This is a genomic window from Flavobacterium aurantiibacter (genome assembly GCF_002251775.1).
Taxonomy (GTDB): Bacteria; Bacteroidota; Bacteroidia; order Flavobacteriales; family Flavobacteriaceae; genus Flavobacterium; species Flavobacterium aurantiibacter.
In genome coordinates, this window is record NZ_NOXX01000209.1 from 1 (window position 1) to 13154 (window position 13154).

Consider the following 13154-nt stretch of genomic DNA (forward strand, 5'->3'; position numbering starts at 1 on the left):
GAATTTTCAAAACGAAATTTTCTCTGAGAACAACGTTGTGTTAACGACAGCAGTGGAAATCCTGCTGCGAGCGGCCGTTGCCGAGCAGCACCTCTATAGCTATCGGGGGCAACGAATGGCGTGACCCGAGCCCCGACAACATGTACTTCAACAAAAATTTCTTGGCGAGGGTAACACCCAAAAAACTACTTTTGCCGCAAAGAAATCCTCCATGAATTACGTTTCGGTTGAAAATATCTCCAAATCGTTTGGCGAGCGTGAACTGTTTCGCGACCTGTCGTTTGGCATCAATAAAGACCAAAAAATTGCGCTAATTGCCAAAAACGGAACCGGAAAAACGACCTTGATGAATATGCTGATTGGTACCGACGAGGCCGACACCGGGCAAGTGATTATGCGTAAGGGAATTAAAGTGGCGTATTTGCCGCAAGAACCTAAATTACAAGCCGAATTAACCATCGAAGAAAGCATTTTTGCCAGCGACAATCCGATTCTAAAAGTTATCGAACAGTACGAAAAAGCACTGGAAAATCCGGAAGATAGCGAGAAATATCAGGCGGCTTTCGAAGCTATGGAACAATACCAAGCTTGGGATTTTGAAACGCAGTACAAACAGATTTTATTCAAACTTAAACTCGACAATTTAAAACTCAAAATAAAGAACTTATCCGGCGGACAAAAAAAGCGTTTGGCTTTGGCGATTATTCTTATTGACCGACCAGATTTACTCGTCCTCGACGAACCTACCAACCACCTCGACCTGGAAATGATCGAATGGCTCGAATCGTATTTTGCCAAAGAAAACATTACCCTGTTTATGGTTACGCACGACCGCTATTTCTTGGAACGCGTGTGCAACGAAATTTTGGAACTCGAAAACGGGAAACTCTACAATTACAAAGGAAATTACGCCTACTATTTGCAAAAGAAAGAAGAGCGTATAGCCGCCGAAAACGCATCCATCGACAAGGCAAAGAACATCTTTGTTCGCGAATTAGAATGGATGCGCAGACAACCGAAAGCCCGTACTACGAAATCTAAATCACGTCAAGACGACTTTTACATCATCAAAGAAAAGGCGCAACAACGTCGGAAAGACAATGTGGTGGAGTTGGAAATAAACATGGAACGCCTGGGCAGCAAAGTTATTGAGCTGCACAAAGTGAGTAAAAACTTTGGCGAGAAAACCATTTTAAACCAATTTGATTACAACTTTCAGCGCGGCGAACGAATTGGAATTATCGGAAAAAACGGAACGGGTAAATCAACTTTCTTGAACATCGTTGCCGGAAATCTACCTGCAGATAGTGGAAAAGTGATTATAGGCGACACAATAAAACTGGGCTACTACACGCAGAGCGGCATCAATCCGAAGCCAGGACAAAAAGTCATCGAAGTTATTAAAGAATACGGCGAGTTTATACCGCTTACGAAAGGAAAAACCATCTCGGCCGGACATTTGCTTGAACTTTTCTTGTTTGATCGGAAAAAGCAGCACGATTATGTGGAAAAACTCAGTGGAGGCGAGTTAAAACGCTTGTATTTGTGTACGGTTTTGATACAAAATCCGAATTTCTTGATTCTGGATGAACCTACGAACGACCTCGACATAGTTACCTTGAACGTTTTGGAGAACTTCTTGCTCGACTATCCGGGTTGTTTGCTGGTGGTTTCGCACGATCGTTATTTTATGGACAAGATTGTCGACCACCTTTTTGTGTTTCGCGGAGCGGGCGAGATTGAAGATTTTCCGGGCAATTACTCGGATTTTCGGGCGTATGAAGACAGTGTTCCGACAGAAAAAACCGAGGTAAAAGCAGACAAGAACAGTTGGAAACAGCAACAGGCGTCGGCACTAACGTTTGCTGAACAAAAGGAGTTTCAAAAGCTCGAACGCGAGATTAAACAGTTGGAAGACGACAAGCAACGGATGGAGCAAGCCTTTTCCGACGGCACGATAACCGACATAGAGAAAGCCTCACTAGAACTTAAAACAGTGATCGACAAGTTGGAGGAAAAGGAAATGCGCTGGTTTGAATTGGGCGAAAAAGCTGGGATTTAGGGGAGCACGAGCGTTCAACTAACTTGAGTTTTATTTTTTTGGGCAGCCCCCACGAAAATACGTCCGTACGAAGAGAGTAGTTCAGTGGGGCCGCGTCGTCGCTCATACTCCTCGCCTTGCGCCCGAACCCCGGGCACAACGCTGTGGGGTAATCCGCTCTGCCGCTGCTGCGAAAATACGTTACTAACGTTAGGTGGAAATAAGTAAATTAACGTTTGATAAATGACCAAACGGGTTCTCCGCTTCGCGAATTACTACAGCTTTTGCGCAAAAACCACTAAGGCCTCGACTCTTTAATCACAAAGATTTGATAGCATTAATTGTAGCTTAACATACCCTCCTATCAATCTTTTAATCTTTTAATCTCGAAATCTCGAAATCTCTAAATCTCTAAATCTTTTAATCTCGAAATCTCCAAATCTCTAAACCACAAACCCATCCGGCAGAATCGCACCTTTTTTAACCACAATAATGCCTTCCTTTACGGCAAATAAGGGCGTATTCTGATTCGGTAAATGCGGACCGCCATTCAAAACAACGCCATTTCCGATCCGGCAGTTTTTATCGATGATTGTGTTGTTTAAAACACAGTTCGTGCCGATGCCGATGTTGATGATTTGCTTTTCAACGTTTTGTCGGATTTCTTCCAAATTTTGATAATAATCGTTACCCATCAGGTACGAATTGGAAATAGAAGTACCGTAACCAATCCGACTCCGAATGCCGACCACCGAATGCTTGATGGTCGCGCCATTAATGATACAACCTTCAGCTACTACAGAACGATCGATAGTCGTTGCGCCAGTAATTTTCGAAGGCGGAAGTACACGAGCACGCGTGTAAATTTTCTGTGAATTATCGAATAAATTAAACTGTGGTATATCGTCTGTCAATCCCAAATTAGCTTCGAAAAACGATTCGATGTTTCCAATATCGGTCCAATAACCTTCGTATTGATAGCTCAGAACTTTATGTTTACCGATAGATTGCGGAATGATTTCCTTGCCAAAATCTTTCGTGTTCGGATTCGACATTAAATCGATAAGCAACTGTCTGTTAAAGATATAAATACCCATCGATGCCAAGTAGTGCTTGCCCGCAGCAGCCGATTCAGCGCTAACATCCGACGTCCACTCCGGCAACAACGATGCGTCTGGCTTTTCAATAAACGAAGTAATCCAACTTTGGGCATCGGTTTTTAGAATTCCGAATTCGGGTGCTTCTTTAGACGTAACAGGTAAGGTAGCAATCGAAATCTCGGCGCCGCTTTCGTGATGTGCTTTAATCATTTGGTTGAAATCCATTTGATAGAGCTGATCGCCTGAAAGAATCAGTGCATAATCGAATTGGTGATTTAAAAAGTGGTTCATGCACTGGCGCACCGCATCGGCAGTTCCTTGAAACCAGGTCGGATTGTCGGGCGTTTGTTCGGCAGCCAAAATATCCACAAAAGCAGTACTAAAATGACTGAAATGATAGGTGTTTTTGATGTGTTGGTTTAACGATGCCGAGTTAAACTGTGTTAACACAAACATACGTTTGATATCCGAATTGATGCAGTTGGAAATCGGAATATCAACCAAACGGTATTTTCCAGCAATCGGAACTGCTGGCTTCGAACGTGTTTCGGTTAAAGGATATAATCGAGAACCTTGTCCGCCACCTAAAATTATAGCTAAAGTACTTGTATTCATGGAAATGTATTTTGTTTTGAGGTTTGTAATGATTAGGCTTGTTCTGGTTTAAATTGTGCCTGCACGGAGCGATAAAAATCGAAGGTTTGTTTCGCGATGGCGCGCCAACTGAAGTGATCGATTACGCGTTTTCGACCTGCTTTTCCCATCGCAACAGCTTTAGATTCGTCGCGCAGCAGCTCATTTATCTTTTCTGCGAAAGCACGTTGAAAAGCCGCCGGATCCTTGGGATAAAAATCCGACTTTGAAACCGGCTCCAACGGAATTAAAAAGCCCGTTTCTCCTTCGGTCAGGATTTCGGGAATTCCTCCAACTGCGCTAGCTACAACGGGAGTTTCGCACGAAAGTGCTTCTAAATTTATAATACCAAACGGCTCGTATAACGACGGACACGCAAAAACGCGCGCCTTGCTGTACAAAATGCGAACTTGCTCGCGCGGCAGCATTTCAGAAATTAGAATAACACCCGAACGGGATTGCTGCAATTCGGCAATCAGCTGCTCGGTTTCTTGAGCAATTTCAGGCGTATCGGGAGCGCCAGCACAAAGCACTATTTGGCAATTTGCATCAAAATGATGTGCTGCAGCTATGAGTTGGGAAATACCTTTCTGACGAGTAATGCGCCCTACAAAAAGTACAAACGGAATGTTGGGATTGATGCCGTAGCGCTCCAGCAGCGAATCGTCGGAGGTAGGTGCATAAAAATCCGGATCAATACCGTTGTGAATGACCGTGACTTTATCGGGATTTACCTGATACGAATCAACAACATCGCGTTTCATTTGCTGGCTAACAGCAATAATCCCGTCGGCTGTCTGGTAGGCATGTTGCTCAATCCAACGTGAAAGAAAATAGCCGTTTCCGAGCTGCTCAACTTTCCAGGGTCGTTGCGATTCCAAACTGTGAGTTGTAAGAATCAACGGCACTTGTAATAGTTGTCTGGAAAAAACGCCGGCTAAATGGGTGTACCAAGTATGACAGTGTATGACGTCTGCCGTTGGTGTCGCTGCGGAAATATCAATGTTTCGAATTAAATGTTGAAACAACTTCGATTGAAAAGCAGCCGATTGCAGTATTTCGTTATTGGCTTCGATGCCCTGTACATGCAGTTGTTCGCTACTTTCGTTCTGATCGCCAAAACAGCGAACTTCTACTTCTGCGTGAGCTAATAATTCTTGACAGAGAAAATCGACATGTACACCAGCGCCACCGTAAATGTGAGGTGGAAATTCATTCGTAAAAAGCGCTACTTTCATGTAAAAAGTTGGGTTAGTTTCGATTCCCTAAAATTGCAAATAAATTTAGATATTACAGGTATTTCAACCTATATATTAACTCAACATTCAAAAATAAACGCGATTTTTAGCGAATTCGATAAGCATTTGATTTTTTGTTACTAAAGGTCGCTACTAACGACTCAATGAAAAATCAACAAAACGAAAAATATTTTATAGACTCACCAAAATAAAAGACGCTAAAACATTACCGAAGGAAACACTCACTTTTACTGTTTTGTTAATTCAATGTTATTGGGCACAACAAAATCGCTAATAATAGGCTCGCCAACATCGTAAAATCTTATCCCTTTTTCCTTTACAAGATTGAATGAAATTTTCGCTGGACAAGTTGGGCAAACATCAAGTAATCTAATACTTAAGTCACCATAAAGAAAAGAGCTTCCCGAGTGGATTTCATGAAAGGTAGCGCCAAAAATATTACCGCTGAATACGTGACCTATAAAAGCACTTGGCCACTTCAAGCCTACAGGCGCGTCGCTGTCAGATTTGTAAATTACAGTAGGATTACCGCTAGACAGGTCAATCATTTTGTAATGTCCCCTCAAGCAATAACTGCCATCGTTAAGATCTGGCTCTGGATCCTCCCATATTATTAATTGAAAAATCTGATTTCCATTTTGATAGTTCCACGTTCCTACAAACGGCGCATTGACGGGGTCATTGGTTTGGGAATAAACGGTTAGTGAACAAACAAAACCAAGTATTAGTAAAAAAAATATATTCGACTTCATAAGATTAGGATTAAGGACAAACTTGTGTTCGGTCGATTTCGTTATTATTAGTTAAATTCAGCTTTTTAAAGTTAGAAAATGTCGCATCGGTCTCAAATAGGTTTACTCCAGCATCGGCATCGCGCAAAAATTTTAAAAACTGTGTCAAAACATTTTCGTTATCTGTATCGGTTTCTTGAATTAGTCTCGACGGGTTTTCGGTTTTCCAATAACGCTTGTATAAGTAATCAAAATTCTTTTCTGATTCTACAATTTTTGGCCATTGATCAGCCGGTATATCTGTACCGTCATCATTAAAAGTTCGCGAATACAACAAATTTACCAATTTATCTGGGTCGGAAATAGTTATCGCTAAATAGGTTCCTTTTTTAGTTGCCAAATACGCAACAAAATTATTTACCGAAATTCGACCTTGCCTTATCAATCTTGCAATTCCAGCTAAATCAGCAAGCGAAAAAACCGAATATGTATTGTCGCCCAGGTGGTTATGCGCCAAGAACATTAACTTTCCTGCTGGTACTGTAATATCTATCTCATTAGTATTAGGTAAACCTGCAATATCAATAGGAGTTGGATTGTCTTTCATGAGTAAAACGCCTTTTTCATAATTGAGGTTTAAACTTGAAGGGCTAGCAATGTCTAAGAGTTTCTGCTTGAACGCCGGATTTATGGTATTTACTTTTTTTACCAAGTTACAGTCGCGCGTAAAATCATTAATCAGGGGAATCGTTTGAATCGGGTTGTTTTCGTCATTAATCACATTAGTTGCATCCGTCGGGTTGTTGTCTGAGGGAGTATTGCCACTGCCACTAGTACTCCCGCTCGAAGATGGCGGACTCGTGTTTCCTGAACTTCCGTCGCCACCTCCTCCAGGTGGAAAAGGCGCACCGCCACCGCCGCTGTTCTCTCCCTCACCACTTGCAATATATGAGGTTTGAACTGTCCACGTGCAATCGACGCTGTAAAAATTTTTATTTATAAATTCAATAGTACCATTAGGCAGTTCATTGCTTTGGAAATCGCTATATAAGTAGGTATGTACGCATTCTACAGTAATGAATGTTGTGAATCTTTGCTGTTCCTCATTCAAATATGAGATCTCGGTTTTACCATCCATTCCATCTACAGGCAGCCCATTCAAAAGGTTGTTTTTATCATCATCCGATAAATCGTATCTAAGCAAAAAGGTTGCATACTCGCCGTTATCCAACTTTTTCAGAACTAAATTCTCCGTTTTGGAGTTGTTTTCAGCTTCCGGTCGTATAACTTTAAATGTTAAAGAGTGTTTTTCGTCTGTTCCGATAAACAAAAAATCATCTGTATCTATGCTAAAACCAAATCCAGTATTAATGGCGTTTCTTTGTTGGTACTCATTTTGTAAAAGCATCTGGTTTAATTCAGGAAATTTCCCTACGGTTGTCTTAGCTTTGGGAAATAGCGAAAGTGATGAAAAATCCATACGTCGGATCATAAACTGTGCCTCATCTTCTCTAATAATATCATTATCAACGGAACAAGAGAATTGTAAAATGATGGCAAATAAACAGATAAAGCGGATAATTTTAGCCCTAAAATAAAGATTGAAAATCACTACTGTCCGATAAAAATTTAAAAGCGGGATTTCTTACTCAAGATTTCCCGCTTTATTGTAATTTGGTTTTGCGAACTAAAATTACATGAATAAAAGTAGCTACTTTTTCGGACAATCTGTTTTCGGACAGCTGATTTCTTTAATCGATTCTTCTTTGATACGGGGAGCAGTTAAAAAACATAACTCTGATCATTATGTTAAGAAGTTTGATACNTTAAAACAATCGGTTTGCAAGACAACAGCGATTCAATTCGCACAGCACGCGGTTTTCTTATTTTATAATTTAAGTAGAGCATTACTTTTTACACCTATTCCGAGTAAATTCGCAGTATGGCAAATAGGGTTTTGTTTATTGGTCAAGTTTGGCCGGAGCCAGCTTCATCGGCGGCAGGGTACAGGATTTTGCAGTTGATGCGTGCCTTCGCAATACATAGCTACGAGGTACATTTTGCTACTGCTGCAGAACCGACGCAAAGAAGCGCCGATTTGCATCAAGAAGGAGTTGTTACACATAGGATTGCGTTGAATTCGAGTACTTTTCAAGATTTTGTAAAAGTTCTTGATCTACGAGTTGTAGTATACGATCGCTATTATACGGAGGAACAGTTTTCTTGGCGCGTTAGAGAAGTCAGCACTTCGATCATTCATATATTGGATACGGAGGATTTGCATTTTTTGCGTACGGATCGCGATGAAACGTCAGATCCTGAGAAAGTAGCAGAGGTTAGAAATCGCGAGTTAGCGTCGATATATCGGTCGGATTTGTCCCTAATTATCTCGTCGTTTGAGCAGCGTTATTTAACGGAATTTCTACAGATCTCGGGTGATTTATTGGCTTACCTTCCTTTTTGGCAGGAAAATTATCAGGCAGAGTCGAATCAGTTTGATAACACTGCCGATTTTTACTTTATTGGTAACCTAAGTCACAAGCCGAACACGGCTGCGGTTCATAAATTAGCACGGATTTGGCCCGATATTAAGCTGCGTTTACCCCAAGCCGAGCTGTTTGTTTACGGAAATTACGTTCCGCAGGCCTTACTAAAGTATCATTCCCCAGAGCAAGGTTTTCATTTAGCAGGTGCATTCGACAAGCCTTTGGACATGCTTAGAGCGCACCGAATTTTACTTGCACCGCTATCGTTTGGTGCCGGTTTGAAAGGGAAAATTTACGAAGCTATGTTGTACGGAATTCCATTTGTTAGTACATCTATTGGAGTAGAAGGATTTGAACTTACGGAACCAAACGAAGTTACTGCCGACGACGATACTGATTTTGTATTGAAAGCCGTAGCCTTGTATAGTGATGCTGATTTGTGGACTCCTACTTCTCTGAATTTACAGTCGGATTTTGAGATGCAATTTGGCACGTCGAGATACATTGACAACTTTTTCAAGCAATTGAGTCAGGTAATTACTAATGTAGAGCTGCATAGACGAAGAAATCCGGTAGGCGATATTTTGCGACAGCAAGCCTTTACCGCTGCTAAGTATTTGTCGAAATACATCGAGCAGAAGAATAAGCAGATTTAGAGTTGCTTTTGTTACTTACGTAGTTTGTTTGCCCAGATATTGTTTGTTTTAGGCATTTAGATGATGCGATTCGAGACAAAAAAAGTTGCTACTAAGAGCAACTTTTTAGAAAATTGAGATTGTATTTGGTTTAAATTTATTTCTTTTTAAGTAGAATTTTTTCTTGGCTAAACTGGAAGGCAGCATCTAGAAATGCTAGCATTTTAGGCCAGTTCATTGCCGCTTCATAGTTATGTAAATAATACCGTTTTGTTTTAACTGTTAAAGTTGATCCTTGGATAGTTGCAGAACTGGTAAAGCCCCCTGTTTCGTTTTCTACTTTTTTATTTAGCTTTTCAAGTCCCTTTACTTCATAACCAGCAGGTATTTCAAAAGTCAGTACATTCTCAAATGTTCTGGGATAGTTCATATAAATATTTGCTGTTCGTACTCGTTCTTTTTCTGCTATTTCAACGGGAGAGCCAATGAATTTACCGATTTCTATTACTGTGTTTTCACCTGCATTTTTGACAAAGTCGGCACCAATTTTAAATTTTGTATCAAAAACAAAAGGTGCATTAATCTCGTTACGTGCAGACTCAATAATTTTTCGTTCTGCTTCGAGTACAGTGGCTCCAAATTCTTCGCCTATTTCTTTAGGTAAATCTTTTTTGTCTTCTTCCATTCTTTTTTCAACAAGCGAGGTCATTTCTTTTACAAACTGCTCCATTTTTCGTTTTTCGCTACTTGGGTCTTCGTAGGGATGTTTAGGTGCTGCAGCATATTCTTCCTTAAGGAAGTCGTAAAAAGCGATTGTGTTAGACTGATTTTCTCTCTTTAGATGTCCGATCGATGAGTTACGGGCTTCGATAATAAAGCTCTGCAGATCGGATGAAGGAGTAATTTTTATTTGAACATTTTCTTTATTCTCTTCGGCTGTCGAAGTCGGCAGTATTTCTTCGGTCATACTTGTCAGTTTGCCTGATCCTCTTTGCGCGAAAATGTATGCTTTGGTGCCTTCAAGTATCGGGTCTATACCATCGTATACTGCAAATGGAGTTAGTCCGCTTAAATAAATAGGTTCTTTGAAATTTATACGCATTAAAATCCTAAAGTTTGTAGCTAAGATATTGTCTTCTATCTTGCCGTCGTAGCGAGGTAGTCCGATGATTAAATCGTAGGGGATATCATTGGATAGGCAGTAACGCATAGCAGTTGTTAAAACCTCTAAATCGCGAGGTCTCTCTTGATAAAGGCTGTTGGGAACATTTATTTTGGCTTCCTCGGCAATACTAGTATCGTAACTTTTAGCCAACTTAAACCGGTTTTGTTTAAAAATAGCATGTATGTAATCGATGTCGTTTTCACCAGTTAGAAATCCGTTTAAATTTTTCTTGCTTACTGAACCTGAATAAGGGACAATTCGTTTGTTAAAGAAAGATTTGATTTCTTCTTTTGTTACTGAGCTTTTGATGTCGCGCTCGCTTTGTGAATGGATAAAGTAAACGAGATCTTCCGCAGCATTATTTTGTGCTAGGCATACTTGAAATTTATATCCTGGAAGTTCAACAAGTGGGTAAAACCATCGCGGATAATCTGCTTTTGGAATATCAGTTGCTGTAAGTTCATATAGGCGCTCACGACTTTTTCCAGTATCTACTTTTTTTAATTGAGGTGCTCCGTTAATCGATTGGAAATTTACGAAGAAATCATTTTCCGTATTGAATGCTAATTTATAGTTCAGCACAGGATAGCGTTCGCATAAAGTCTCCTCTTCTGGGTCGAAGTAATGGTAAATTGGGGCTATGAAACTGGAAGTTGTATAGTAGTAATAGTCTATGATGTCGCCAATTTCAAGATTGGGTATGGCTAGAATTTTTTTATTATCAATTTCTTTACTATCCTTTTCTGTATCGATTTCAATAATTTTTTTGTTTGGTTTGATGATTCGCACTCCGAAAAGCGTTTTGTCTCTTAACGAGAAAAATCCATAAGATTTGCGGAAGTTTTGATAGAATTCAAATTCAGAAAATAACTTTAGAGCTGCGGCGTCTTGAATTTTTACTGTTCGCATAGCCGCCGACGTGTATTTTACTTTGCCAAATCCTTCACTATAGTCATAGTAGTCGTATCTATTGATTACTACTGCTGATTCGTCTTTGTACTTTTCAGGTATAGTAGTGTCGTATTTAGTTTTGTTGCTATTTCCCCAGAAAAAGTCTCTAACTTCTTCTTTTTTCTGAGCTTTCACTGGAGCAATTACAATCAGGGTTAGTGCAGTAATCAGGAACTTGATTTTTGGATTCATTTTTTATAGGTAAGCGTTTGACGAATTTTTTGATTGTATTTTTTAGCGGTTTCTTCGTAGTTCTTAAACTGGTTGGTAGGTAGTGTTTTTTGTTTGATAATGTACTGAGATTCCAGTTTTACACCTGAAGTTACCGGAGTGAATTTTACTGAAATTTCGAATATATCATTTGCTACAGAAAAACTCTCGGGCAATTTCACCAACTGGTAGCCTGGAGGATTTTCAATGATTACTTCGGTTTTACTAGTTCCGAGAATTTCAAAGACAAAAGGTAATTTACGATCTTTTAAGAGCTCTAGATTTAATTCGGTCTCGTAAGGAAACTCAACATAGAGCTCACCCTCGTACGAATTTACTTTGTTTGAAGCGATTACTTCGAAATCTAATTTTAGTGTTTGATCGCGATTGTTTAGGTCAGAAAAACCCAAATCTTTAATCTCTATATTTTTATCATAACGTTTTAGGTAGTTGGTCAAATTTTCTGATTTAAAGTCGTTTGCAAATGCATGAAACTGTTGAAAGAAATTTGTACGACTTTCACCGTCAAAAGCTCGCGACATTTTTCCAACTAGTTTTTCACCTTCTACTTTAAAATTACCTTTCGAAATCGAGGTGTTGTTTGTGTGATTTGAAACGGGTACTTTAGTTCGCAACGGCTTAGCGCCGCCATCTACGAGGACTTCTTTTCCTTGGATACGACTCGCATTAAGTCCGAGGCCAGTATAGCTTTCCGTTCCATCGAGGAAATACTCTTTGTTGTTTATTTTAAGATAGCAGATCATGTGGTTAAACGCTGCTAGTGCAGGTAAATCGGCTTTATATGCGATGTGATCTGTACCAATCCATGCAAGCCTGGCGTCGTATCCTTGTAGTTTTAGCATTTCCGCGAGTAGGTTTGCCATTCCTTTGCAGTCGCCATAACGTTTGTTAAAGACGTTTTGTGCTTCATCGGGTTTGAATCCGGCAATGCCATCTTCAAAAGCAATGTATCGGATGTTGTCTTGAACCCAGTAGTACATTTTTTTTATCTTGTCTTCATCTTTTGTCAAGCCTTTCACCAAATCATCAACAAAGGGTTTTAGTTCTTTCGGTTTATTTTCAGTGAGTTCTATCATCGATTTATTCCAAGCATATACAGCATCGCCATTTTCAAATAGTGTTTTGCGAACTCCATTCTTTGTAATTGCTTTTACTACAGGAATTATGTGCGGAAATAAGTAACTGTCGCCAGGAGCATCATCCTCGTCTATTCTAGGTAGAATTTCCGCGGCCGTATACAGTATATGTCTATTGCCTTGTTCGTCAATTGTCTCTTTCTTTTGAATCTGATTTTCAGGAAAATTGTATTCGAGTAAACTGATTTCTATGTTTTTAGGAATTATAAATTCTAATTCAAAGTTAGCTCGCAAGCCTAATCCGCTGAGATATACTTTACTAAAGTATCTGGCGTCTTTGTAGCGCGTGGCAGTTTCGACAAGGTAGTTATAGCCCTGAACGGGGAAATCGATTTGAGCCCATTTTACACGAAAATCGTTATAAAAAAGACCATCTGATTTATAATATTCGTCCCGTATTTCGAATCGAGTGCTTTTTCCATTGCGATGCAAGATTTTAAAAACTTCAACCGCAGATTCTTGATCGTAACCTTCCGAGTATGCCATGTCTAAACGCTTGCTAAGCGACATCAGGTTTGCTTTTATCTCGTTCAACACGCCTACACCATCCGAGTTAGCGTTGTCAAAAAATGTGACCTTTTCTCGGTAATTGCGCTCCAACAGATCAACAGTTGGGTGTTTTCCCCGCCATTTAACGGCAAGCGCTATTTCTTCTGGGGTCGGATCAATGTTCTTCTGCGCTAATACGAGGCTGCAAGTTGCGATGAAAATCGTAGTGAAGAGATTTCTCAAGGTTTGAATTTTAATGCTAATATATAACGTCAAAAGGAATTTTTAAAAAAAGTT

The 13154-nt window shown here is 40.0% G+C and carries 9 protein-coding genes; 3 read left to right on the top strand and 6 right to left on the bottom strand.

Annotated features, from left to right (window positions below; all coding sequences use genetic code 11):
* Positions 1–211: 211 nt before the first annotated feature.
* Entirely contained in the window at positions 212–2062 is a 1851-nt protein-coding gene (locus CHX27_RS11115) for an ABC-F family ATP-binding cassette domain-containing protein (RefSeq protein WP_094486854.1), read from the top strand.
* Between the two features lie 422 nt (positions 2063–2484).
* On the opposite strand, the gene CHX27_RS11120 is transcribed toward CHX27_RS11115, so the two are convergent.
* The 4 genes from CHX27_RS11120 to CHX27_RS11135 form a co-directional block, all read right to left on the bottom strand.
* On the bottom strand, positions 2485–3756 hold the full coding sequence (locus CHX27_RS11120; RefSeq protein ID WP_094486855.1) for a glucose-1-phosphate adenylyltransferase: 1272 nt from the start codon (positions 3754–3756) through the stop codon (positions 2485–2487).
* A 32-nt stretch (positions 3757–3788) separates the two neighbouring features.
* Positions 3789–5012, bottom strand: a complete 1224-nt coding sequence (gene glgA, locus CHX27_RS11125) for a glycogen synthase (RefSeq protein ID WP_094486856.1) — start codon at positions 5010–5012, stop codon at positions 3789–3791.
* A gap of 248 nt (positions 5013–5260) precedes the next feature.
* Positions 5261–5785 carry a hypothetical protein gene (locus CHX27_RS11130; protein WP_094486857.1) on the bottom strand — a complete coding sequence of 175 codons (525 nt, stop codon included), beginning with the start codon at positions 5783–5785 and terminating at the stop codon, positions 5261–5263.
* A 10-nt stretch (positions 5786–5795) separates the two neighbouring features.
* Complete coding sequence (locus CHX27_RS11135; protein WP_133063462.1) at positions 5796–7376, bottom strand: hypothetical protein; 1581 nt, start codon at positions 7374–7376, stop codon at positions 5796–5798.
* Positions 7377–7461: 85 nt separating this feature from the next.
* On the opposite strand from CHX27_RS11135, the gene CHX27_RS11140 reads away from it, so the two are divergent.
* Together CHX27_RS11140 and CHX27_RS11145 are read left to right on the top strand one after the other, a co-directional pair.
* Positions 7462–7788 carry a DUF4372 domain-containing protein gene (locus CHX27_RS11140; RefSeq protein WP_094486859.1) on the top strand — a complete coding sequence of 109 codons (327 nt, stop codon included), beginning with the start codon at positions 7462–7464 and terminating at the stop codon, positions 7786–7788.
* Positions 7707–8906, top strand: a complete 1200-nt coding sequence (locus tag CHX27_RS11145) for a glycosyltransferase (RefSeq protein ID WP_094486860.1) — start codon at positions 7707–7709, stop codon at positions 8904–8906. Before CHX27_RS11140 ends, CHX27_RS11145 begins: the two co-directional genes overlap by 82 nt.
* Before the next feature lie 136 nt (positions 8907–9042).
* Here CHX27_RS11145 and CHX27_RS11150 read toward each other — a convergent pair whose 3' ends face one another.
* Positions 9043–11193 carry a DUF3857 domain-containing protein gene (locus tag CHX27_RS11150; RefSeq protein ID WP_094486861.1) on the bottom strand — a complete coding sequence of 717 codons (2151 nt, stop codon included), beginning with the start codon at positions 11191–11193 and terminating at the stop codon, positions 9043–9045.
* Positions 11190–13100, bottom strand: a complete 1911-nt coding sequence (locus CHX27_RS11155) for a transglutaminase-like domain-containing protein (protein ID WP_133063463.1) — start codon at positions 13098–13100, stop codon at positions 11190–11192. The genes CHX27_RS11150 and CHX27_RS11155 overlap by 4 nt, the downstream gene beginning before the upstream one ends.
* Between the last annotated feature and the right edge of the window lie 54 nt (positions 13101–13154).